This window comes from Pseudacidovorax sp., assembly GCF_017991995.1.
Lineage (GTDB): Bacteria > Pseudomonadota > Gammaproteobacteria > Burkholderiales > Burkholderiaceae_C > Xenophilus.
Map to the genome: position 1 here is coordinate 84,981 of NZ_JAGOPN010000012.1, position 23,323 is coordinate 108,303.

A 23,323-nucleotide genomic window follows, 5' to 3' on the forward strand; every position below is an offset into this window, starting at 1 on the left:
GACGGCCATGGCCTTGCTCCCGAACCCTTTCAAGAAGGCCCTGGCCGAAGGCCGGCCGCAGATCGGCGTCTGGTCCACCCTGCCCTCGCCCTACGTGAGCGAACTGGTGGCCGGCGCCGGCTTCGACTGGATGCTGCTGGACACCGAGCACACGCCCAGCGACGTGCCGCTGATGCTGCAGCAGTTGCAGGCGGTGGCCGCCGCCCAGCCTGCCGCCGGCTGCATGCCCTGCGCCCCGGTGGTGCGCCCCGCGTGGAACGACCCCGTGCTCATCAAGCGCTACCTGGACGTGGGCGCGCAGAGCCTGCTGCTGCCCTTCGTGCAGAACGCCGACGAGGCCCGCGCCGCCGTGGCCGCCACCCGCTATGCGCCTGCCGGCCTGCGCGGCATGGGCGGCTCCATGCGCGCGAGCAACTTCGGCCGCACCGCGGACTACGTGGCCCGCGCGCATGAGGAGCTGTGCGTGCTGGTACAGGTGGAGACGCGCGAGGCGCTGGACCAGATCGAGGCCATCGCCGCGGTCGAGGGCGTGGACGGCGTCTTCATCGGCCCGGCCGACCTGTCGGCCAGCATGGGTCACGCCGGCAACCCGCGCCACCCCGAGGTGGATGCCGCAATCGACGACGCCATCCGCCGCATCCGTGCGGCCGGCAAGGCGCCCGGCATCCTGATGGTGGACGAGGCCCGGGCGCGGCAGTGCCTGGCGCTGGGCGCGCTCTTCGTCGCCACGGCGCTGGACCTGGTGGCGCTGCGCAGCACGCTGGATGCGAGCGCCGCGCGCTGGCGACAGGCTGGCGCGAGCCCTGCTCGCAGCGCTTACTGAACTCGACCACCCCGGCTCCCGCGTCCGCCCGCGCCGCTCTCCCGGCCGGATGGGGTACGGCCCGGCCCGCGGGCAAGACGGCGCCAGCCGACGCGCGGGCGGCCGGCGTGTCCCAGCCGCCCGGCACGCAGCCCGGCCATACTGGCCGGATGACCGCCGCCCTTCGCCCTCCCCGCCTCCGCTTCTGGCTGGCCCTCTTGCTGCTGACCTTGCTCGCCGCACAGGCCGCCTGGGCCCAGCAACGCGACGAAGGCGAACTGCGCATCGGCTCCAAGCGCTTCACCGAGTCCTACATCCTGGCCGAGCTGCTGGCCCGGACCGCCGCGCCCCATCTGCAGCGCGCGCCGACGGTGCGTCAGGGCCTGGGCAACACGGCGATCGTGTACGAGGCCCTGCGCTCCGGCGGCATCGACCTCTATGCCGAGTACACCGGCACCATCGCGCTGGAGATCCTCAAGAGCCCGCAACCGCTCGCGCCCGAGGCGATGCGGGCCGCGCTCGCGCCGCTGGGCCTGGGCATGGCCGTGCCGCTGGGCTTCAACGACGGCTATGCGCTGGCCATGCGCGCCACCGAGGCCGAACGCCTCGGCATCCGCACGCTGGGCGACCTGGCGAAGCACCCCGAGCTTCGCCTGGGCCTGACCAATGAATTCATCGGCCGCGCCGACGGCTGGCGCGGCGTGGCCGCGCGCTACGGCCTGCCGCAGCGGCCCACCGGGCTGGACCACGGCCTGGCCTACGACGCCATCGGCGCCGGCCAGGTGGACGTCATCGACATCTACACCACCGACGCCAAGATCGAGCACCTGGGCCTCAGGGTGCTGCAGGACGACCGTGGCTACTTTCCGCGCTACGACGCGGTGCTGCTCTATCGCCTGGACCTGCCGCAGCGCCTGCCCCAGGCCTGGGCCGCGCTGCAGCAGCTGGAGGGTCGCATCGACGAGGCCGCCATGATCCGCATGAACGCGCGGGCCGAGCTGCAGGGCGCCGCCTTCGCCGACATCGCGCGCGACTTCCTGGCCGGCGGCAAGCCCGCAGACACCGACGCCGCGCGCGGCTTCATCGCCAAGCTGGTCGGGCCCGACCTGGGCCGACTGGCGCGGCAGCACCTGATGCTGGTGGCCATCTCGGTCGGCCTGGCCCTGCTGATCGGCCTGCCGCTGGCGATGGCGGTGTTCGCGCATGTCCGCCTGCGGGCGGTGGTGCTGGGCCTGACAGGCCTGCTGCAGACGGTGCCCTCGCTGGCGCTGCTGGCCATCCTGATCTCGGCGCTGGGCGCCATCGGCACGCTGCCGGCGCTGGTGGCGCTCACGCTCTATGCGCTGCTGCCGATCATGCGCAATGCGGTGACCGGCCTGGCCGAGGTGCCCGCGGGCCTCGTGCAGGCCGGCACGGCACTGGGCATGACCGGGGCGCAAAACCTTCGGCTGGTGCGATTGCCGCTGGCGCTGCCGACGCTGATCGCCGGTGTGCGCACCGCCACCACCATCGCCGTGGGCACGGCCACCATCGCGGCCTTCATCGGTGCGGGCGGATTCGGCGAGCGCATCGTCACCGGCCTGGCCCTCAACGACCGCGCGCTACTGATGGCCGGCGCGCTTCCGGCCGCGGCACTGGCACTGATGTCGGAGCTGCTGTTCGAAGGACTGGAAGCGCTGCTGCGCCGCCGCCGCGCCCCCACCGGTTGAGCTTGGCCACGCGCCCGGCCGGCCGTGCGCGCCGGCCCTGCCCCGGCTCAATACGGCGGCGCCTGCGTCGCCCGCTGCACCCGCGCCGCATTCGTCCACCAGGCCAGGTCGTCCGCCCAGCGCGGGAATGCTCGCGCCAGCGACTTGCCCGCATCCCCCGTGGGCTCGCCTTTGTCGTCCAGCGTCTGCGAGATCGGGCCCACGGCCAGCGTGCTGGAGATCACCACCATGCCCATCTCCGACAGGATCGAATGCCAGGCCGTGCCCGAGCGTACGCCCGAGAAGCGGCCGGCCGAATAGCTGGCGATGGCGGCGGGCCGCCAGAACCATTCCTCCAGGAAGTGGTCGGTGAGGTTCTTCAGGCCCGGCTGCACGCCCCAGTTGTATTCGCCGGTGACGAACACGAAGGCATCCGCGTCGCGGATCTTGCCGGCCAGCGCCTCCATGGCCGCGGGCGCCTGGCCCTTGGGATGCTCCTTGTACATGCGGTCCAGCATGGGCAGGCCCACGGCCTGGGCGTCGATGAGTTCGGGCTCGGCGCCGCGCGCCTTGAGCTGGGCGACGATGTAGTCCGCCAGGCGGATGCCCATGCGGTCGGCGCGGTAGGAACCGTAGAAGACGAGGATCTTGTCGGGCATGCGTGCTCCTGTGAGGGAGCCCCGATCATCCGTGATCGACAGGGCGCGGGCGGGACGCCGCGGCAACGGTCGACGATATCGAGGCCATGCCGATGCCACATCGATGCGTCACACGCTGCGCGGCAGCAGGGCCGGCACGAGCGGGCGTCGCAGCCGCTCGCGCCACCACTGCAGCGCCCGACCGCCAGCGCCGGTCTTCCAGGCCAGGAAGAAGCTTTCGGGCGGCCGGGCCTCCTCGATCTCCAGGGCCACCAGGCTGCCGCGGGCGAGGTCGGCTTCCACGCAGGCGCGCGGCAGGAAGCCATGCCCCAGGCCGCTGCGCTGGCAGGCGATCTTGGCCGCCATCGAGGGCACGGTGATGCGCGGCTGCCCAGCCATCAGGCCCACCGTGCGGTCCGACAGCGAACGTGCCGTGTCGCCCACGACGATGGCGTTGTGCTCCAGCAGATCGGCTCGGCGCAGCGGCCCCTGGGCCCGCACCAGAGGATGCTGTGGCGCGACGCAGAAGACGAAGTCCAGCGTGCCGGCCGGATGCACCTGGTAGCCGCCACCGGCCGGCCCTTCGCCCGCGGCGATGACGAGATCGGCCCGGCCGTCGCGCAGCGCCTCCCAACTGCCCGACAGCGCCTCGCAGCCCAGGCGCAGGCGGGTGCCGCAGCGCAGCGCCTCGAAGTCGCGGATGTCGTCCATCAGCGCCTCGGTCGGAATCAGCGAGTCATGCACCAGCCGCAGCTCGGACTCGTAGCCGGTGGCCACCTGGCGCATGCGCGATTCGAGCGTGGCCGCAGCGCCCAGCAGCCAGCGGCCCTCGTCCAGCATCTCGCGTCCCGCCGCGCTGAGTTCGACACGCGGCCCCTGGCGCTCGAACAGGCGCAGACCCAGCTGCTCCTCCAGCTTGGCCACGGCATAGGAGATGGTCGAGGGCACGCGGTTCAGCCGCACTGCGGCTGCGGCAAAGGAGCCGTGGCGGTCGATGGCGTCGACCAGTTCGATGGCGTCGAGGGTGAGCTTGAGCATGGGCGTCGTGGGCTGCGCGGACCATCGAAAACTTCGATGCTTCCGGATGGAAAAACTCGCCAACGGCGCGGCGAGCGGCGCCGATGATTCACCCATTCCAGCGAATCCACAAGTGAACAGCAGCCCGATCCGGCCTGCAGCTCATTGGTGAAGTATTTCGATGGAATAGCGCAGGAAGCGCGCCGGCACTCCCTGCCAGCCAACCCGCCAAACGTCCAAAAAGCCCGACCAATCGACAAGACATGCACCGAGCGCCACGACGAGCATCCGCCCCTCGCCAGCCATCGTTGCATCCGCAACCCAGGAACCGACCATGACCGTCCAAGCCAAGCCCACCCCCGGCGCCACGCTGCTCTCCCCGCAGGACCACACGCTGATCCTGATCGACTTCCAGTCGCAGATGGCCTTTGCCACGCACTCCATCGACGCCACCGTGCTGCGCAACAACGCGGCGCTGATGTCCCGCGCGGCGGCCGGCTTCGGCGTGTCGACCATCCTGACCACGGTGGCCGAGAAGAGCTTCTCGGGCCCCATGTTCGGCGAGATCACCGAGGCCTTTGCCGGCCAGGCGATGCTGGACCGCACCTCCATGAACACCTGGGAAGACGCGGCCGTGATCGAGCGCGTGAACGCCATCGGCAAGCCGCGCATCGTGCTGGCCGGCCTGTGGACCAGCGTGTGCATCGTCGGCCCGGCCCTGTCCGCGCTGGCCCAGGGCTTCGAGGTCTACGTGATCGCCGACGCCTGCGGCGACGTCTCCGCCGAAGCCCATGAGCGCGCCATGCAGCGCATGGTGCAGGCCGGCGCGCGACCCATGACCTCGCTGCAGTACCTGCTGGAACTGCAGCGCGACTGGGCACGCGGCGAGACCTACGAGCTGACCACCGGCATCGCACGCCAATGGGGCGGCGCCTACGGACTGGGCGTCACCTATGCCAAGACCATGTTCGGTGCCCACGAAGGCTGACGCGGCGGACACCACGATGAAGCCCTACCTGCTTTCGCTGGCCGTCGGCATCCTGGTCGGCGTGATCTACGCCCTGGTCCAGGTGCGCTCGCCCGCGCCGCCCGTGATCGCCCTGGTGGGGCTGCTGGGCATCCTGCTCGGCGAGCAGATCCCGCCGCTCGTGCGCAGCTGGATCCGCCCCGACGCCGTCTCCACGTCGTGGCTGCACCAGCAGGTCAAGCCGCATGTGTTCGGCGAGCTGCCGCAATGCGCCAAGGCGGAAGCGCCGCTGCCGCGCGAGAAGGCCTGAGCACGCCGACTGCACCACGACAACCCGCCCGGAGAACCGACATGGCCCAAGCCACCCCCGCTCCCGACCTCATCCTGCACAACGGCCGCTTCACCACCCTCGACCGCAGCAATCCCACGGCCGAGGCCGTGGCCATCCGCGACGGGCGCTTCCTGCGCGTAGGCCGCAATGAGGACCTGCTGCCCCTGGCGGGTGCCGCCACCCGCGTGGTCGACCTGCAGGGCCGCGCCGTGCTGCCCGGCCTGATCGACAACCACCTGCACATCATCCGCGGCGGCCTGAACTTCAACCTGGAGTTGCGTTGGGACGGCGTGCGCCGCCTGGCCGATGCCATGGCCATGCTGCGCCAGCAGGTGGCGATCACGCCGGCACCGCAATGGGTGCGTGTGGTCGGCGGCTTTACCGAACATCAGTTCGCAGAGAAGCGGCTGCCCACCATCGACGAGCTCAACGCCGCCGCGCCCGATACGCCCGTCTTCATCCTGCACCTGTACGACCGTGCCCTGCTCAACGGGGCCGCGCTGCGGGCCGTGGGCTACGGCAAGAACACGCCCGCGCCGCCCGGCGGCGAGATCGTGCGCGATGCCGCCGGCAACCCCACCGGCCTGCTGCTGGCCAAGCCCAATGCGGCCATCCTGTATGCCACGCTGGCCAAGGGGCCGAAGCTGCCACCCGAGTACCAGCTCAACTCCACGCGTCACTTCATGCGCGAACTCAACCGCCTGGGCGTGACCGGCGCCATCGACGCGGGCGGGGGCTTCCAGAACTACCCCGAGGACTATCAGGTCATCCAGCAACTCGCGGACGCGGGGCAGCTCACCATCCGCCTGGCCTACAACCTGTTCACGCAGAAGCCCAAACAGGAGAAGCAGGACTTCCTGAACTGGACAGCGTCCTCGAAGTACAAGCAGGGCGACGACTACTTCCGCCACAACGGCGCGGGCGAGATGCTGGTGTTCTCGGCCGCCGACTTCGAGGACTTCCGCCAGCCGCGGCCCGACATGGCCCCCGAGATGGAAGGCGAGCTGGAAGAGGTGGTGCGCGTGCTGGCCCAGAACCGCTGGCCCTGGCGCCTGCATGCCACCTACGACGAGACCATCAGCCGCGCGCTGGACGTGTTCGAGAAGGTGAACCGCGACACGCCGCTGGCCGGCCTGAACTGGTTCTTCGACCATGCCGAGACGATCTCGGAGCGCTCCATCGACCGCATCGCAGCGCTGGGCGGCGGCGTGGCCGTGCAGCACCGCATGGCCTACCAGGGCGAGTATTTCGTCGAGCGCTACGGCGCCGCCGCGGCCGAGGCCACGCCGCCGGTCAAGCGCATGCTCGAGAAGGGCATCCACGTCTCGGCCGGCACCGACGCCACCCGCGTGGCCTCGTACAACCCCTGGGTCTCGCTGTCATGGCTGATCACCGGCCGCACGGTGGGCGGGCTGCAGATCACGCCGCAGCGCAACCTGCTCGACCGCGAGACCGCGCTTCGCATGTGGACCGAGAAGGTCACCTGGTTCTCGAACGAGGAAGGCCGCAAGGGCCGCATCGAGGCCGGGCAGTTCGCCGACCTGATCGTGCCCGACCGCGACTTCTTCGCCTGCCCCGAATCCGACATCGCCGACACCAGCGCGCTGCTCACGGTGGTGGGCGGCAAGGTCGTCTACGGCGCCGGTCCATTTGCTACGCTGGACGAGGGCGGCCCGCCGCCCGCCATGCCCGACTGGTCGCCCGTGCGTCGCTATGGCGGCTACGGCGCCTGGGGCGCGCAGGAAGGCGCACCGCTGCAGGCCGCCCTGCGGCAGGCGGCCGCGTCCTGCGGCTGCGCGAGCGCCTGCAACGTGCACGGCCACGCGCATGCTGGCGCCTGGGGCAGCCGGCTGCCGGTGGGCGACCTCAAGAGCTTCTGGGGCGCGCTGGGCTGCGCCTGCTGGGCAGTCTGATGGCCTGGACGCAGTCTTCATGGGTGAGGCCGGTCTGCCTGCTGCTGCTGTGCGCGGCCTACCTGCAGGGCGGACTGGTCAAGGCCTTCGACTTCGCCGGTGCCGTGGCCGAGATGCAGCACTTCGGCATCGCGCCCGCCGCGCCGATGGCGCTGGCCGTGATCGTGCTCGAACTCGGCGCCTCGGCCATGGTCATCAGCGGCCGGCTGCGCTGGCTGGGCGCGCTGGTGCTGGCCGCCTTCACGCTGGGCGCCACCCTGGTCGCCCTTCGCTTCTGGGAAATGCCCCAGCCGCAACGCTTCATGGCGGCCAACGCCTTCTTCGAGCACCTGGGCCTGGTCGGCGGCTTCCTGCTGGTGGCCTGGCTCGACGGGCGGGAACGGCGGCATGGCTGAGGCGGGCAAGGAGAGCGGCAGCTTCGCGCCCCTGCGCCTGCCGGTGTTCGCCGTGCTGTGGTGCGCCACGGTGCTGGGCAACATCGGCAGCTTCATGCGCGACGTGGCCAGCGGCTGGCTGGTCACCGACCTGTCGCCCAGCCCCACGGCCGTCGCGCTGATCCAGACCGCGGCCACACTGCCGGTCTTCCTGCTGGCCATTCCGGCCGGCGTGCTGTCGGACATCCTGGACCGCCGACGCTTCCTCATCGCCGTCCAGCTGCTGCTGGCGGGCGTGAGCGCGGCGCTGCTGGTGCTCTCCCGCACCGGCGGGCTGACGGTGGAGCTGCTGATCGTGCTGACCTTCGTGGGCGGCGTGGGCGCGGCACTGATGGGACCGACCTGGCAGTCCATCGTGCCCGAGCTGGTGCCGCGCGCGCAGCTCAGGAACGCGGTGGCGCTCAACTCGCTGGGCGTGAACATCGCCCGCGCCGTCGGGCCGGCCCTTGGCGGCCTGCTGCTGGCCAGCTTCGGCGCGGCCATGACCTACGGTGCGGACGTGCTGAGCTATGTCTTCGTCATCGCCGCGCTGCTGTGGTGGCGCCGCCCGGCGCCGACGGCGGACGAGGGCCTGTCCGAGAACTTTCTCGGCGCCTTCCGCGCCGGCCTGCGCTATGCACGCGCCAGCCGCGAACTGCACGTGGTGCTGGTGCGGGCGGCGGTCTTCTTCCTGTTCGCGAGCGCGGCCTGGGCGCTGTTGCCCCTGGTCGCACGCCAGATGCTGAAGGGAACGGCCGGCTTCTACGGCGTGCTGATGGGCGCCGTGGGCGCAGGCGCCATCGTCGGTGCGCTCGTGATGCCGCGGCTGCGCGGACGGCTGAATGCGGACGGACTGGTGCTGATGGCCTCGGTGCTCACGGCGGTGGTGCTCGGCGCGCTGGTGCTGGCCCCGCCCCAGTGGCTGGCCGTGTTGCTGCTACTGGTGCTGGGCGTGGGCTGGATCACTGCCCTGACCACGCTCAACGGCGTGGCCCAGGCCGTGCTGCCCAACTGGGTCCGTGGCCGCGGCCTCGCCGTCTACCTGACGGTGTTCAACGGTGCCATGGCCGCGGGCAGCCTGGGCTGGGGGCTGGTGGCGCAGCAGATCGGCGTGCGGGGCGCGCTTGCCGCCGCTGCGCTGGGCCTGCTGGTGGTGGCCCTGCTCTTCCACCGCGTACGCCTGCCCGCGGGCGACGCGGACCTGCAGGCCTCGCGCCACTGGCCGGAGCCGTTGCTGGCCGAGCCCGTGGCCCATGACCGCGGCCCCGTGATGATCCAGATCGAGTACCGCATCCGTGCGGAAGACCGCCCCGCCTTCCTGGCCGCCGTGCGGCGCCTGGCCCCCGAGCGCCGGCGCGACGGGGCCTATGCCTGGGGCCTGCACGAGCACACGGCCGATCCGCAGCGCATCGTCGAATGGTTCATGGTCGAGTCCTGGGCGGAGCACCTGCGCCAGCACCACCGCGTGTCCCAGGCCGATGCGGACCTGCAGGGCGAAGTGGTCCGCTACCACATCGGCCCGGGGCAGCCCGAGGTCCACCACTTCCTGGCGCTCTGAACGTCAAGCCGCTTTTCCTTCCCCTCCCTGTCTTCCTCAACCCCTGGAGATTTGCATGAGCTTCCTCACCCTGCGCGACGGAACCGACCTCTACTACAAGGACTGGGGCAGCGGCCAGCCCATCCTGTTCAGCCACGGCTGGCCCCTGAGCGCCGACATGTGGGACGCCCAGATGATGTTCTTCGCCGAGCGCGGCTACCGCACCGTCGCCTTCGACCGCCGCGGCTTCGGCCGCTCGGGCCAGCCGTGGACCGGCTACGACTACGACACCTTCGCCGACGACATCGCGCAGCTGATCGAGGCGCTGGACCTGAAGGACGTGGTGCTCGTGGGCTTCTCGATGGGCGGGGGCGACGTGACGCGCTACATCGCCCGGCATGGCAGCCGCCGCGTGGCCCGGCTGGCACTGGTCAGCGCGGTGACGCCGCTGTTCGTCAAGACGGCGGACCATCCGGAGGGACCCGAGCCCGCGATGTTCGAAGGCCTGCGCGCAGGGCTGCTGGCGGACCGGCCGCAGTTCCTGGACGACTTCAGCACCATCTTCTACGGCACCAATCGACCGGGGGCCAAGGTGTCGCAGGGCATCTTCAAGCAGACGCTGCAGATCGCGCTGCAGGCATCGATCAAGGGCACGCTGGACTGCGTGACGGCCTTTTCCGGCACCGACTTCCGCGCCGACATGGCGAAGATCGACGTGCCCACGCTGGTCATCCATGGCGACGACGACCAGGTCGTGCCCATCGAGGGCACGGGCAAGCTGGCGGCGCAGATGATCAAGGGCGCCACGCTCAAGGTCTACCCCGGCGCGCCCCACGCCACCTGCACCACGCACAAGGACCAGGTCAACGCCGACCTGCTCGCGCTGATCGAAGGCTGATCGCGGCGGCGGCCAGCGGCGTTGCAGGCCCTCAGTGGCCGGCGCCGCGCCGCCAGGTGCCCGGCGGCATGCCCATGTGCCGGGTGAACACGCGGGTGAAGTGGCTCTGGTCCGCAAAGCCACAGGCCAGCGCGATGGCCGCGAGCGACAGCCCGGGCTGCGCCAGCAGTGCCTGGGCCCGTGCCAGCCGCTGCGCCTGCACCCACTGGTAGGGCGTCTGGCCGGTGGTCTCGCGGAAGGCCTCGATGAAATAGCTGCGCGACAGGCCACAGGCCTCGGCGACGGCCTGGGCGCTCTGGTCTCCATCCACGCGCATCGCCAACATCTCCTTGGCGCGTGCCTCCTGGCGGGGTGACAGCCGGCGGCGCGGGCGCGTGCCGGCCGGCTGCGCGGCGCCTGCACGCAGGAGCAGTTGGGCGGCCATCGCCGCCGTGACCTGCTCGATGAACAGGCCGCAGCCCGGCTGCGGCCGACCGAGCGCGGGCAGCAGCGCCAGCGCCAGGTGGTGCAGCACCGTGTCATGGGCGCCCACCGGCGAGGCGGCCAGCAGCGCCCCCGGGGCCACGGGCCGCTCCGTGGCCTGGCGCAGCACGGCCTGCGGGAACTCCACCAGCAGGAAGTCGAAACCTGCCTTCATGTCGGCGCGGTAACGCTCGCCAAAGTCGCGCAGGTAGATCGCGCCGCAGCCGAAGTCGTGCGTGCTGGCGTGCCGCGCGTGCAGGATGCGTCGGCGATGCCCCGGGGCGAGCGAGATGCCCAGCAGCAGGCCCCTGTCCGAGGGCGCGGTCTCCACCGGCCCGAGCTGGGTCGTCGTCACGGCCTTGCGATAGACACGGACGCCGCCGGCGTCGAGCTCGTCATCGTGCACCAGCGTGCTGGCGGTGCAGCCGAGCGCATCGCGCGGCGCCATCGTCAAAGGCGAAGGGGTGAGGTGCATGGGATCTCCGCGGTGGCCCGACATCATCCACGCTTTCGCGCAACGCGCAGGCGGCGGGCCGCCGGTGCAGGCTCCGGCAACGCGCCCAGCTCCACAAGATACGCGCAGAACATGTCGGCCATGGCGGCCGAGTAGGCCTCGATCTCGGCCGGCTTGCGGGGCTTGTCGGAGAAGGCCTTGCCCACGCCGCTCAGCGTGTCCAGGATCAGGTCGCCGGCGCGGGTGCGCGTGGGGCCGGCCGCCTCGGGCAGCACCGTCTTGAGGAAGACGCGGAAGGCCCGGGCGCTGGTCGCCCGTGCTTCGCCGGCCTCGGGTGCATCGCGGTACATCGGGGCGGCATCGGCCAGCGCAGTGCGCACCTCGGCCTCCTCGCATTCGGAGCGGATGAAAGCCAGCACCAGCCGCCGCAGCCGAGCGAGCGGGGGCAGGGCCTCGTCTTCCAGGATGCCGCGCATCAGCGTGGTGGTGCGCTGCCATTCGTCGCTCTGAAGCCGGAACAGGATCGCCGCCTTGTTGGGAAAGTACTGGTAGAGCGAACCGACGCTGACACCCGCCTTCTCCGCCACACGGGCCGTGGTGAAGCGCTGCGCGCCTTCCTGCGCCAGAACCTGAACAGCCGCTTCGAGCACTGCCGCCACCAGGTTGGCGGAGCGGGCCTGCTGGGGCTCCTTTCTCGAGGACAGAGGTGCGCTGCGACGTGGGCTCATGGCAAGGGCTGCGAATGCGAATGGAAAACCTGACGAACTCGTCGCATTATCGGCGCATGACTTCCATACCTCCTCCAACGACTTCTTCCGCGCCGATGCCGCTGCCCTTCTGGTGGCTGGTCGGCGTGCTTTTCGTGGCCTGCCTGTGCGTGGGCATGACGCTGCCGACGGTGCCGCTGTTCGTGGCCGGCACCCTGGGCCTGGGCAATGCCTGGGCCGGCCTGGCCGTGGGCATCGCCTTCCTGGCCACCATCCTCAGCCGCGGCTTCGCTGGCACGCTCACCGACCGGCAGGGTGCCAGGGTCGCGACGGTGCGCGGCCTGTTCTGCTACATCGCCGGCGCGCTGGTGTGTCTGACGGCCGGCCTGCCGGGACTGCGCGCCATCGCGGCGTACGAGGTGCTGCTGATCGGGCGCCTGCTCATCGGCGTGGGCGAAAGCCTGGTCGCCGTGGGCACCATCACCTGGTGCATCGGGCTGGTGGGGCCGGCCCGCTCGGGCCAGGTGCTGGCGTGGATCGGGGCCGCCATCTACGGCGCCCTGGCCGTGGGCGGGCCGCTGGGCATCGCGCTGTACGACGGTCTAGGTCTGGCCGGTGCGATGGCCGTGGCCACCGGCCTGCCGGCGCTGGCGCTGCTGGCCGTGGCACGGCTCGACGGCATGCCCGTGATGGCAGCCGCCCAACGTCCCTCCATCTGGCGCGTGGTCGGCCGCATCGCGCCGCAGGGGGCCATCGTGTGCCTGCAGGGCATCGGATTCGCCGCCATCGGCGCCTTCTTCGCGCTGCATTTCCGGGCCCAGGGCTGGGCGCATGCGGGCCTGGGCCTGACTGCATTCGGCGCCGGCTTCGTGCTGGTGCGGCTGCTGTTCGGCGGCCTGCCCGACCGCATCGGCGGCCTGCCGGTGGCCGCCGCCTCGCTGGCCGTGGAGACACTGGGCCAGGCGATTCTGTGGACCGCCGCCACGCCGACCGCAGCCTTGGCCGGCGCCTTCATGACGGGCCTGGGCTGTTCGATGGTGTTCCCGGCCATGGGCCGCGACGTGGTGCACCGCGTGGCGCCGCCCCTGCGCGGCACGGCCATGGGCGCCTTCTCGGCCTTCCAGGACCTCGCCTACGGCCTGACCGGCCCGCTGGCCGGGCTGCTGGCCGACCGCGCGGGCTACCGCGGCGTGTTCCTCGTCGGCACCGTGGCCGCGGTACTGGGGCTGACCATTGCGCTCGGGCTGTGGATCGCCGCCCGCCGGCCCGCCGCGACGTCCCAGTAAATCGACCGCGGCCGGCAGGCGGCGATGAAGCCACCTGCCGGCCGCAAGGCCGAGTGCGTCATGTCAGTTTTCCGCGGCGCTGCGTGCCACCCACGCCGCATGAAACTGGCGCGACGCCAACGATCAAATGGCCGCGGAGCAGGCCACGCCAGGGCACCCGAGGAACTGGCTTTGCCAGGCCTCTGGGTGCGCCCCCTCCAAGCCGAAGGCGCCAGAGAGGGGGAGCCGCGAAGCGGCATGGGGGTGCCTTTTTATTTCACGCCAGCGTGTACGCCGTCTTCACGATGGTGAAGAACTCCTGGGCATAGCGCCCCTGCTCGCGCGGACCGTAGCTGCTGCCCTTGCGCCCGCCAAAGGGCACGTGGTAGTCCACGCCCGCGGTGGGCAGATTGACCATCACCATGCCGGCCTGGCTGTGGCGTTTGAAGTGGGTGGCGTACTTCAGGCTGGTGGTGGCGATGCCGGCCGACAGGCCGAACTCGGTGTCGTTGGCGGTGGCCAGCGCCTCGTCGTAGTCCTTCACCCGGATCACGCTGGCCACGGGGCCGAAGATTTCCTCGCGGTTGATGCGCATGGTCTTGCCGCTGTCGCTGAACAGCGCCGGGGCCATGTAGAAGCCTTCGGTGCCGCGCGACAGGCGCTCACCGCCCACGGCCAGCGTGGCGCCTTCGGCCTTGCCGATCTCGACGTAGCTCAGGTCCTGCTCGAGTTGCGACTGGCTGGAGACCGGGCCGATGTCGGTGCCCTGGCCCAGCGCATCGCCCACGTTGATCTTCGCCATGCGGGCCTTCATGGCCTCGATGAAGCGCGGGTAGATGCCCTCGGTCACGATCAACCGGCTCGACGCGGTGCAGCGCTGGCCGGTGGAATAGAAGGCACTTTGCACGCACAGCTCGACCGCCTGGTCCAGGTTGGCATCGTCCAGCACCACCTGCGGGTTCTTGCCGCCCATCTCCAGCTGGACCTTCTTGGCCAGCCTGACGCATTCCAGCGCGATGCCGCGGCCCACGCCCACCGAGCCGGTGAAGCTGATCGCATGGATGCCCGGATGCTGCACCAGCGCATTGCCGATGACGCTGCCACGGCCCATCACCAGGTTGAACACGCCGGCCGGAATGCCCGAGCGGTGGATGATCTCGGCCAGCGCCCAGCTGCTGCCCGGCACCAGGTCGGCGGGCTTGAGCACCACGCAGTTGCCGAAGGCCAGGGCCGGCGCGATCTTCCAGGCCGGAATGGCGATGGGGAAGTTCCACGGCGTGATCAGGCCGACGACGCCCACCGGCTCACGCGTGATCTCCACCCCGATGCCCGGGCGCACCGAAGGCACGGTCTCGCCCGACAGGCGCAGGCATTCGCCCGCGAAGAACTTGAAGATCTGGCCGGCGCGGGTGACCTCGCCGATGCCTTCGGCGCGGGTCTTGCCCTCCTCGCGCGCCAGCAGCGCGCCCAGCTCTTCCTTGCGGGCCAGGATCTCGGTGCCGATCTTGTCCAGCGCATCGCTGCGGGCCTGCACCGAGCCGGTGGACCAGGCCGGGAAGGCGGCGGTCGCAGCCGCCACGGCGGCATCGACATGCGAGGCATCGCCTTGCGTGTACTGGCCGATCACGTCCGCCAGGTTGCTGGGGTTGAGGTTGGGGCTGTAGCTGGCACCGGCCAGCCATTCGCCGTTGATGAGGTTGTTGAATTCGCTCATGAGAAGACTCCTTGTCGAATGACGGAATGGCTCAGCGCACCATCGCCGGGCGCTTGTTGTCGAACTTCCAGCCCGGGATCAGGTACTGCATGGCGATCGCGTCGTCGCGCGCGCCCAGGCCGTGCTGCTGGTAGAGGGCGTTGGCGCGCTGCAACGCGGCGCGGTCCACCGTGACGCCCAGGCCCGGGGTCTTGGGCACCTCGACGAAGCCGCCGCGGATCTGCAGCGGGTTCTGCGTGAGGAACTGGCCGTCCTGCCAGATCCAGTGCGTGTCGATGGCCGTGACCTTGCCCGGCACGGCCGCCGCCACATGCGTGAACATGGCCAGCGAGATGTCGAAGTGGTTGTTGGAATGCGAGCCCCAGGTCAGGCCCCAGTCGCGGCAGGTCTGGCCCACGCGCACGCTGCCGGCCATGGTCCAGAAGTGGGGGTCGGCCAGCGGAATGTCCACCGACTGCAGCGACAGCGCATGCACCATCTGCCGCCAGTCGGTGGCGATCATGTTGGTGGCGGTGGGCAGGCCGGTGGCACGGCGGAACTCGGCCATCACCTCGCGGCCGCTGAAGCCGCCTTCGGCGCCGCACGGGTCTTCGGCATAGGCCAGCACGCCGCGCATGTCGCGCATCAGGCGGATGGCGTCCTTGAGCAGCCAACCGCCATTGGGGTCGAGCGTGACGCGGGCCTCGGGAAAGCGCTTGGCGAGCGCGGTGACGGCTTCGATCTCCTGTTCGCCGGCAAGCACGCCACCCTTGAGCTTGAAGTCGTTGAAGCCGTAGCGCGCGTGCGCGGCCTCGGCCTGGCGCACGATGGCCTCGGGCGTCATGGCGGTCATGTGGCGCACCTGGGCCCAGTCGTCGCTGGCGCTGGTGTCCTCGCCGGGTTTCACGTAGGGCAGATCGGTCTTGTCGGAAGGGCCGACGAAGAACAGGTAGCCGAGCATCTCCACCCGCTCGCGCTGCTGGCCTTCGCCCAGCAGGGCCGCCACGGGCACGCCCAGGTGCTGGCCGAGCAGGTCGAGCAGCGCCGACTCGATGGCCGTGACCGCATGCACGCCGATGCGCAGGTCGAAGGTCTGCAGGCCGCGCCCGCCCGGGTCGCGGCCGGCCAGCGCCTGTTGCACGCGCTGCAGCAGTTGCAGGTGCTGGCCGATGGACTGGCCGACGAGCTGCGGGCGGCTGTCCTCCAGGGCCTGACGGATGCCCTCGCCGCCGGGCACCTCGCCCACGCCGGTGCGGCCGGCGCTGTCGTGCACCAGCAGCACGTTCCGGGTGAAGAAGGGCGCGTGGGCACCGCTGAGGTTCATCAGCATGCCGTCGCGGCCGGCGACGGGGATGACTTCGATGTCGGTGATGGTGGGCGTGTGGCTCATGATCGACGCAGAGGGATGGGAAAAGCGGCCCGCGCTCATCGCGCGGCCGCTTCGATGGCCGGCCAGCTACGGGGCGCCAGCCGCCCCGGAGTGTGCCGGCATGCAGTGCCTGGATTACTGCGGGCCCAGCTTGGCGATCAGCGCTTCCAGAGCGGCGTACTCGTCCGCCTTGAGGTCGGTCAGCGGCGTGCGCACCGGACCGGCATCGTGGCCGACGATCTTGGCGCCGGCCTTGACGATGCTCACCGCATAGCCCTGGCCTTTGTTGCGGATGGCCAGGTAGGGCATGAAGAAATCCTTCAGCAGGCGATGCTGCGTGGCCATGTCGTCATCGCGAACGGCTTCGTAGAACTGCATCGCCGTCTTCGGGATGAAGTTGAAGACGGCCGACGAGTACACCGGCGTGCCCAGCGCCTTGTAGGCCGCCGCATAGACCTCGGCCGTGGGCAGACCGCCCAGGTAGGCGAAGCGGTCGCCCATGGTCAGGAAGATGGAACTCATCAGCTCGATGTCGCCGATGCCGTCCTTGAAGCCGATCAGGTTGGGGTTGCGCTCGGCCAGCTTGGCCAGCGTCTCGGGCATCAGCTTGGCCTGGCCGCGGTTGTAGACGATGACGCCGAACTTGACGCTCTTGCACACGGCCTCGACATGGGCGGCCAGGCCTTCCTGGCCGGCTTCGGTCAGGTAGTGCGGCAGCAGCAGGATGCCGTGGGCGCCGGCCCGCTCGGCAGCCTGCGCGCACTGGATGGCGAAGCGCGTGGGACCGCCGGCGCCGGCAATGATCGGCACCTTGCCGCGGCAGGTGTCGACCGCGGTCTTGATGATCTCGGGATATTCGTCGGCGGTGAGCGAGAAGAACTCGCCCGTGCCGCCCGCGGCGAACAGCGCGCTGGCGCCATACGGTGCCAGCCACTCCAAGCGCTCGATGTAGCCCTTCTTGTCGAAGTTGCCCTCTGCGTCGAAGTCCGTCAGTGGGAAGGACAGCAGGCCGGAGCCCATGATGGTCTTGAGATCTTGCGGGTTCATGTGCGGGTTTCCTGGAAGCGTTTGTTGAAAGAAGAAGAAAAAGAAGGGAAGCGCTCAGTCGAGCTTGATGCCGGCCTGCCGCACCACGGTGGCCCAGCGGGCACGTTCCTTGTCGAAGAACTGCTCTTCCTGGGCGCCGGTCATGGTCACGACCTCGGCGCCCTGCCCTGCAAGGCGCGAGCGCACTTCGGCAGAGCGGATGGCAGCGATGAATTCGCGGTTGAGCCGCTGCACGATGGCGTCCGGCGTGCCGCGCGGCGCCTTGACGCCCTGCCAGGTGCCCGACTCGAAGCCGGGCACGCCCTGCTCCGCGATGGTGGGCACGTCGCCCACCAGTGGCATGCGCGTGGGTTTGGAGACGCCCAGCAGCTTGAGCTTGCCGCTCTGCACATGCGGCAGCGTGGCGAGCATGCCGTTCATGAGCACCTGCGTCTGGCCGCCCATGGTGTCCTGGATGGCCTGCACGCCGCCCTTGTAGGGCACGTAGGTCCAGCGGGCGCCGCTGGCGCGCTCCAGCGCCACGCCGGCCAGGTGCGGCGCGCTGCCGGTGGCGGTGACGGCGAAGTTCAGGTCGCTGGTCTTCGACAGCGCCACCAGCTCCTGCAGCGTGTTGGCCTTGACCGAGGGGTGCACCACCAGCAGGTGCGGCGAGTAGGCCAGCATGGTCACGCCACGCAGGTCCTTGGAAGGGTCGAAGGGCAGCCGCGTGTAGACCGACGGACTGATGGCCAGCGCGCCGACGTCGCACAGCAGCACGGTGTAGCCGTCCGGCGCGGCCTTGGCGACCATGTCCGCGCCCAGGTTGCCGTTGGCACCCGGCTTGTTGTCCACGATCACGCTCTGGCCCAGCGCCTGCGACAGCGGCTGGCTGATGGACCGCGCAATGATGTCGGACGAGCCGCCCGGCGGATAGGGCACCACGATGCGGACCGGCTTGGACGGCCAGGTGTCCGCGGCGCGGACGGCGCCCGAGGCCACGAGCGCAGCACCTGAGGCACCACTGACGAACTGGCGGCGGTTGAGGGTCATGTCTGTCTCCGTCTTGGTTTGAAACGCGTGGCGGCTTGGATGACGCGTCGTTGCTGGCCGTCTTGTTGTCAGTCATCGTACAACTAAGTCCATGCCTTTCTCGGGCAAAGACCCCACTCCGTGCTCAGGTTGTGGCGGCGGAAGCCTGGCGCTGCGCCGCCTCCTCGCGGGCACGGCGCAGGCGCTCGCGGCTGTTGGTCAGGTGGATGCGCATGGCGGCGCGCGCGGCATCGGCATCGCCCCGCGCGATGGCCGAGAAGATCTCCTCGTGCTCGCGGTTTACGCGCTCCAGGTATTCGCCGCGGTGGGCCTGGTTGCGGATCGCGCTGACGCGCGTGCGCGGGATGATGTTGGTGCCCAGGTGGCCCAGAATCTCGGCGAAGTAGGGATTGCCGGTGGCCTGCGCGATGGCGAGGTGGAAGCGGAAATCCGGCGAAATGGAGTCGCCCGCGTCGCCCGCGTCCTGCGCGAAGGCGTCCAGGGCTTCCCGCATCGCCTGAAGATGGGCTCCGGAGTGGCGTTGTGCGGCCAGGCCAGCGGCTTCGGTCTCCAGACTGATGCGCAGTTCCAGCACCGCCATCACATCGACCGCGGTGGGAATCTCGGACGCATCCAGGCTGAACATGCCGGCCGCCCGCGGCGGCAGCACGAAGGTGCCGATGCCATGGCGCGTCTCGACCAGCCCGGCCGCCTGCAGCCGGGACAGCGCCTCCCGCACCACCGTGCGGCTGACGCCATAGGTCTGCATGATGGCGGACTCGGTGGGCAGCTTGTCGCCCGGGCGGAGCTGACCGGCCCGGATGCGCTCACCCAGGTCGTCCACCAGGCCATGCGCCAGGCCACGCGCACGGCGCTGCGGCAGGGCCCGCACCGCCTCGTTCTCGGCAGGGGTCGCGGGCATGGCTGGAGCGGTCGAACGGGGCATGGAAGCCATCATAAGACGACGGCCCGTTGTACGACAACCTAGGACCTGACCGCCTTCCAGCCGGTGACCGCATGCGCCGCCGCCGCAAGGCGCGCACTTTGTGGCATGGTCGCGCTCCCACCCTGCCCTCTCTGCCCCGCCTGTCCATGAGTTCTCCGCGCAAGCGCGCTGCCACCATCCGCGACGTCGCCCTGGCGGCGAAGGTCTCCACTGCCACGGTGTCCAAGTTCGTCAACGGCGGCCAGCGCTTCACCGCCGAGGTCGAGGCCCGCATCACGCAAGCCGTGCGCGAACTGGGCTATTCGCTCAACCCGATGGCCCGCGGCATGATCACCGGCCGCACCGGCAACGTCGGCGTGGTGATCCTGGACATCCGCAACCCCTACTTCACCAGCCTCGTCAGCGGCGCCGCGCGGGTGGCGGCCGCGGCGGGCCTCAACCTCATCATTGCCGACGCGGCCGAAAGCACGTCGCCCGAGTTGGGGGTCCTGCAGTCGCTGTGCCGGCGCGTGGATGGGCTGGTGGTCAGCGCCCGCCTGCCGGCCGCCGCCATCCAGGGTGTGCTGGACAGCGGAACGCCGGTCGTCTTCTTCGGCCGCCCGTCCCCCTATCCGCAGCATGCCAGCGTGGGCTGCGACAACCACCAGGCCGGGCTGATGCTGGGCCGTCATCTACGGGACCTGGGCCACCGCCGCATCACCTACCTGGGTTTCTCCGGCGCGCGCTGGAGCGCCGACCGCGAGCGCGGCCTGCGCGAGGCCTTCCAGGGCGTAAAGGCCAGCGTGCGCACCGTCGACGCGTCGGCGCCTTCCACCGAGGAAGGCGAGCGGCTCGCCTCCAGCCTGCTGCTCTCGCCGGAACGGGGCGATGCCATCGTGGCCTACAACGACCTGCTGGCCATGGGGCTGCTGCTGGAGGCCCAGTCCCTGGGCATTGCGGTGCCGGACGAGGTGTCCGTCGCGGCCTTCGACAACATCGCCTACGGCCGCCTGGTGAGCCCGGCCCTGACCAGCGTGGACATGATGGGCGAGGCCACGGGCGAGCTCGCCATGCGCCGGCTGATCGGCGCCATCCACGGTGAAGATGTTGCAGCGCAGGAAAACGTTATCCCTCCGCGACTCGTCGCACGAAGCTCGACCCGCAGCCTCATCAAGGGTAAGCACTTAGTGCGCTGAACTTGACGCCGGCACAGGCCGTGCGCACCATCGCGCCCAGCCCTTCGTGGCTTTTTTCAAGCCGCGAAGTTAAACGTTTACCTTCGATGCAGCACCGTTGCATCCCGTCGATCACAGGCCGCCGATTCCATGACCGCCCTTTCCTCCTCCAGTCCTGCCCGTCGCCTGCAGCGGCTGCTGCTCACCGGCGCGGCCGGCGGCCTCGGCCAGGTGCTGCGGGAGCGGCTCGTGCCCTTTGCCGAGCGGCTTCGCGTCTCGGACATCGCGCCGCTGGGCGCCGCGCGCGGCGCGCACGAGGAGGTCGTGCCGTGCGACCTGGCCGACAAGGCGGCCGTGCACGACCTGCTGGCCGGCTGCGACGCCATGGTCCACCTGGGCGGCATCTCGGTGGAGCGACCCTTCGAGCAGATCCTCGAGGCCAACATCAAGGGCATCTACAACGTCTACGAGGCCGCGCGTCGCCAGGGCGTGGGCCGCATCGTGTTCGCCAGCTCCAACCATGTGATCGGCTTCTACAAGCAGACCGAGCACATCGACGCCACTGCCATGCGCCGGCCCGATGGCTACTACGGCCTGTCCAAGTCCTTCGGCGAGGACATGGCGCAGTTCTACTGGGACCGGTACGGCATCCAGACGGTGAGCATCCGCATCGGCTCCTCGTTCCCGGCGCCTGCCAACCGCCGCATGATGAGCACCTGGCTCAGCTACGACGATCTCACGCGACTGGTGGAGCGGTCCCTCTTCACGCCGGAGGTCGGCCACACGGTGGTCTTCGGCGCATCGGCCAACCGCGACGTATGGTGGGACAACCGCGCCGCGGCCCATTTGGGCTGGGTGCCGCAGGACGGCTCCGAGGTCTTCCGCGCGCAGGTCGAAACCCAGCCGCCGGTGGCGGCCGACGACCCCAACGCCATCTACCAGGGCGGTGCCTTCACTGCCCAGGGCCCCTTCGGAGACTGAGGCCGTGCAGGCATCCAAAGCCGAACTCGTCGTCGACGCGCGCCACGGCACGGGTGAGAGCCCGGTGTGGCATGCGGGCGAGCAGGCGCTGTACTGGGTGGACATCCCAGGCCGCACGCTCAACCGCTGGGCGGCGGCCGACGGCCACCGGCAGTGGGCCACGCCGCAGATGCCCGCCTGCATCGCCGCCGTGGCGGGCCGGCCCGGCCAGTGGCTGGCCGGCATGGAGGACGGCGTGCACACGGTCACCCTCGGCTCCGGCAGCCAGGCGCAGCTCACGGCCCTGGCACGGGTGCAGCATGTCCGCCCAGGCATGCGCTTCAACGACGGCCGATGCGACCGCCAGGGCCGCTTCTGGGCGGGCACCATGCTGATGGACATGGGCGCTGCCGCGCGTGTCGGCGTGCTCTACCGGCTGGACGGCGCAGCGCTGCAGCCCGTGCTGGGCGACCTCATCACACCCAACGGCCTGGCCTTCAGCCCGGACGGCCGCACGATGTACCTGTCGGATTCGCATCCCGACGCGCAGGCCATCTGGGCCTTCGACTACGACCCGGACACGGGCACGCCCATCAACCGGCGCCTCTTCGCCGACATGAAGCCCCTGCCCGGCCGGCCCGACGGTGCCGCCATCGACGTCGACGGCGGCTACTGGATCTGCGGCAACGATGCCGGTCTGGTGCACCGCTTCACGCCCGACGGCCGGCTCGACCGTTCGCTCGAAGTGCCCGTCAAGAAGCCCGCCATGTGCGCATTCGGCGGCGCCGCGCTCGACACCCTCTTCGTCACCTCGATCCGGCCGGCTGGCGACCTGTCGGATCAACCCCTGGCCGGCGGCGTCTTCGCGCTGCAGCCGGGAACGCAGGGCCTGCCCGAGCCGGCCTGGCAACCCTGAAGCCCCAAGAAGACCGCCACACCACCCCCAGGATCCACACGAGGAAGACAACATGAAGACCCTTCGTTTCAAGACCACCCTGCTCGCCCTGGCCGCCAGTGCCGCGGCGCTGGCGGCGCAGGCGACCGAGTTCCGCTCGGCCGACATCCATCCCGACGACTACCCGACGGTCACCGCCGTGAAGTTCATGGGCGAGCGGCTCAAGCAGTTGTCGGGCGGCAAGCACAGCATCAAGGTGTTCAACAACAGCGCGCTGGGCAGCGAGAAGGACACCATCGAGCAGACCAAGATCGGCGCGCTGCAGATGGTGCGCGTGAACATCGCGCCCATGAACAACATCTGCCCCGAGACGCAGGTGCCGACCATGCCCTTCCTGTTCCGCTCCACCGACCACCTGCACAAGGTGCTGGACGGCCCGATCGGCGAGGACATCCTCAAGAGCTGCGAGAAGCAGGGCTTCATCGGCCTGGCCTTCTACGACAGCGGCGCCCGCTCGATCTACACCGCCAAGAAGCCGGTGCGCAGCCTGGCCGATGTGAAGGGCCTGAAGATCCGCGTTCAGCAGTCCGACCTGTGGGTGGCGCTGGTGGAGGCCATGGGCGGCAATGCCACGCCCATGCCCTTCGGCGAGGTCTACACGGCGCTCAAGACCGGGCTGGTGGATGCGGCCGAGAACAACTATCCGTCGTACGAAAGCTCGCGCCACTTCGAGGTGGCCAAGTACTTCGCCAAGACCGAGCATTCGATGGCGCCGGAGATGCTGCTCTTCTCCAAGCGTGCCTGGGACCGCCTCTCGCCCGAGGAGCAGGGCTGGATCCGACAGGCGGCCAAGGAGTCGGTGCCCTACATGCGCAAACAGTGGGCCGAGCGCGAAGCCAAGTCGCTGGCCGCCGTGAAGGCCGGCGGCGCCGAGATCATCGAGATCGACAAGAAGCCCTTCGAGGCCGCCATGAAGCCCGTCTACGACAAGTTCATCACCGACGCGCGGCTGAAGGACCTGGTCAAGCGGGTGCAGGACACGCAGTAAGCGCGCGGGGGCTTCGGCTCCTTCCCCCGCTGGGGGAAGGCAGGGATGGGGGCCAGCGGCGCATCGAACGCTGCTGCCTTGCCACCGCCGGCGGCCCCCACCCCTGCCCTC

22 protein-coding genes are annotated in these 23,323 nt (G+C 70.2%); 13 read left to right on the forward strand and 9 right to left on the reverse strand.

Annotated elements, in window-relative coordinates; genetic code table 11:
* Positions 1–7: 7 nt before the first annotated feature.
* Positions 8–823 (forward strand): aldolase/citrate lyase family protein, encoded by an 816-nt coding sequence (locus KBC94_RS17020; protein WP_294372652.1) that lies wholly within the window; start codon positions 8–10, stop codon positions 821–823.
* 149 nt (positions 824–972) lie between these two features.
* Positions 973–2,511: a glycine betaine ABC transporter substrate-binding protein gene (locus tag KBC94_RS17025; RefSeq protein ID WP_294372656.1), complete on the forward strand. Its 1,539-nt coding sequence runs from the start codon at positions 973–975 to the stop codon at positions 2,509–2,511.
* 47 nt (positions 2,512–2,558) lie between these two features.
* On the opposite strand, the gene KBC94_RS17030 is transcribed toward KBC94_RS17025, so the two are convergent.
* Together KBC94_RS17030 and KBC94_RS17035 are read right to left on the reverse strand one after the other, a co-directional pair.
* A complete protein-coding gene (locus KBC94_RS17030; protein ID WP_294372659.1) occupies positions 2,559–3,149 on the reverse strand; it encodes an NAD(P)H-dependent oxidoreductase in 591 nt (196 codons plus the stop codon).
* A 108-nt stretch (positions 3,150–3,257) separates the two neighbouring features.
* The gene (locus KBC94_RS17035) at positions 3,258–4,166 is read right to left on the reverse strand and encodes a LysR family transcriptional regulator (protein WP_294372662.1); all 909 of its coding nucleotides are present in this window, start codon (positions 4,164–4,166) and stop codon (positions 3,258–3,260) included.
* 313 nt (positions 4,167–4,479) lie between these two features.
* On the opposite strand from KBC94_RS17035, the gene KBC94_RS17040 reads away from it, so the two are divergent.
* From KBC94_RS17040 to KBC94_RS17065, 6 genes are read left to right on the forward strand one after another with little or no spacing between them, the layout of a single operon-like run.
* The gene (locus tag KBC94_RS17040; RefSeq protein ID WP_294372665.1) at positions 4,480–5,133 is read left to right on the forward strand and encodes a hydrolase; all 654 of its coding nucleotides are present in this window, start codon (positions 4,480–4,482) and stop codon (positions 5,131–5,133) included.
* 16 nt (positions 5,134–5,149) lie between these two features.
* Positions 5,150–5,422, forward strand: coding sequence for a DUF1427 family protein (locus KBC94_RS17045; RefSeq protein WP_294372668.1), 273 nt, complete (start codon positions 5,150–5,152; stop codon positions 5,420–5,422).
* Between the two features lie 41 nt (positions 5,423–5,463).
* Positions 5,464–7,356, forward strand: a complete 1,893-nt coding sequence (locus KBC94_RS17050; protein WP_294372671.1) for an amidohydrolase — start codon at positions 5,464–5,466, stop codon at positions 7,354–7,356.
* Entirely contained in the window at positions 7,356–7,751 is a 396-nt protein-coding gene (locus KBC94_RS17055) for a DoxX family protein (protein WP_294372673.1), read from the forward strand. Before KBC94_RS17050 ends, KBC94_RS17055 begins: the two co-directional genes overlap by 1 nt.
* Positions 7,744–9,327, forward strand: coding sequence for an MFS transporter (locus KBC94_RS17060; protein ID WP_294372675.1), 1,584 nt, complete (start codon positions 7,744–7,746; stop codon positions 9,325–9,327). Before KBC94_RS17055 ends, KBC94_RS17060 begins: the two co-directional genes overlap by 8 nt.
* 55 nt (positions 9,328–9,382) lie before the next feature.
* Positions 9,383–10,204 (forward strand): alpha/beta hydrolase, encoded by an 822-nt coding sequence (locus tag KBC94_RS17065; protein WP_294372676.1) that lies wholly within the window; start codon positions 9,383–9,385, stop codon positions 10,202–10,204.
* A 31-nt stretch (positions 10,205–10,235) separates the two neighbouring features.
* Here KBC94_RS17065 and KBC94_RS17070 read toward each other — a convergent pair whose 3' ends face one another.
* Together KBC94_RS17070 and KBC94_RS17075 are read right to left on the reverse strand one after the other, a co-directional pair.
* Positions 10,236–11,141 carry an AraC family transcriptional regulator gene (locus tag KBC94_RS17070; protein ID WP_294372678.1) on the reverse strand — a complete coding sequence of 302 codons (906 nt, stop codon included), beginning with the start codon at positions 11,139–11,141 and terminating at the stop codon, positions 10,236–10,238.
* A 23-nt stretch (positions 11,142–11,164) separates the two neighbouring features.
* Positions 11,165–11,848 carry a TetR family transcriptional regulator gene (locus tag KBC94_RS17075; RefSeq protein WP_294372680.1) on the reverse strand — a complete coding sequence of 228 codons (684 nt, stop codon included), beginning with the start codon at positions 11,846–11,848 and terminating at the stop codon, positions 11,165–11,167.
* A gap of 95 nt (positions 11,849–11,943) precedes the next feature.
* Here KBC94_RS17075 and KBC94_RS17080 point away from each other — a divergent pair, with 95 nt between their 5' ends.
* Positions 11,944–13,113, forward strand: coding sequence for an MFS transporter (locus KBC94_RS17080; protein WP_294372682.1), 1,170 nt, complete (start codon positions 11,944–11,946; stop codon positions 13,111–13,113).
* A 256-nt stretch (positions 13,114–13,369) separates the two neighbouring features.
* Here the strand turns inward: KBC94_RS17080 and KBC94_RS17085 are convergent, their stop codons facing one another.
* The 5 genes from KBC94_RS17085 to KBC94_RS17105 form a co-directional block, all read right to left on the reverse strand.
* On the reverse strand, positions 13,370–14,806 hold the full coding sequence (locus KBC94_RS17085) for an aldehyde dehydrogenase family protein (RefSeq protein ID WP_294372684.1): 1,437 nt from the start codon (positions 14,804–14,806) through the stop codon (positions 13,370–13,372).
* A 31-nt stretch (positions 14,807–14,837) separates the two neighbouring features.
* Positions 14,838–16,175: an enolase C-terminal domain-like protein gene (locus tag KBC94_RS17090; protein WP_294372687.1), complete on the reverse strand. Its 1,338-nt coding sequence runs from the start codon at positions 16,173–16,175 to the stop codon at positions 14,838–14,840.
* 114 nt (positions 16,176–16,289) lie between these two features.
* The gene (gene kdgD / locus KBC94_RS17095; protein WP_017759161.1) at positions 16,290–17,201 is read right to left on the reverse strand and encodes a 5-dehydro-4-deoxyglucarate dehydratase; all 912 of its coding nucleotides are present in this window, start codon (positions 17,199–17,201) and stop codon (positions 16,290–16,292) included.
* Positions 17,202–17,255: 54 nt separating this feature from the next.
* Positions 17,256–18,230 (reverse strand): tripartite tricarboxylate transporter substrate binding protein, encoded by a 975-nt coding sequence (locus KBC94_RS17100; RefSeq protein ID WP_294372692.1) that lies wholly within the window; start codon positions 18,228–18,230, stop codon positions 17,256–17,258.
* A 124-nt stretch (positions 18,231–18,354) separates the two neighbouring features.
* The gene (locus KBC94_RS17105) at positions 18,355–19,131 is read right to left on the reverse strand and encodes a FadR/GntR family transcriptional regulator (RefSeq protein ID WP_294372696.1); all 777 of its coding nucleotides are present in this window, start codon (positions 19,129–19,131) and stop codon (positions 18,355–18,357) included.
* A 170-nt stretch (positions 19,132–19,301) separates the two neighbouring features.
* Here KBC94_RS17105 and KBC94_RS17110 point away from each other — a divergent pair, with 170 nt between their 5' ends.
* The 4 genes from KBC94_RS17110 (at position 19,302) to KBC94_RS17125 (ending at position 23,212) form a co-directional block, all read left to right on the forward strand.
* On the forward strand, positions 19,302–20,330 hold the full coding sequence (locus KBC94_RS17110) for a LacI family DNA-binding transcriptional regulator (RefSeq protein ID WP_294372699.1): 1,029 nt from the start codon (positions 19,302–19,304) through the stop codon (positions 20,328–20,330).
* 129 nt (positions 20,331–20,459) lie between these two features.
* Complete coding sequence (locus KBC94_RS17115) at positions 20,460–21,290, forward strand: NAD(P)-dependent oxidoreductase (RefSeq protein WP_294372702.1); 831 nt, start codon at positions 20,460–20,462, stop codon at positions 21,288–21,290.
* Positions 21,291–21,294: 4 nt separating this feature from the next.
* Positions 21,295–22,185 carry an SMP-30/gluconolactonase/LRE family protein gene (locus KBC94_RS17120; protein ID WP_294372705.1) on the forward strand — a complete coding sequence of 297 codons (891 nt, stop codon included), beginning with the start codon at positions 21,295–21,297 and terminating at the stop codon, positions 22,183–22,185.
* A gap of 52 nt (positions 22,186–22,237) precedes the next feature.
* Positions 22,238–23,212: a TRAP transporter substrate-binding protein gene (locus KBC94_RS17125; protein WP_294372708.1), complete on the forward strand. Its 975-nt coding sequence runs from the start codon at positions 22,238–22,240 to the stop codon at positions 23,210–23,212.
* The last annotated feature ends 111 nt before the right edge of the window (positions 23,213–23,323 follow it).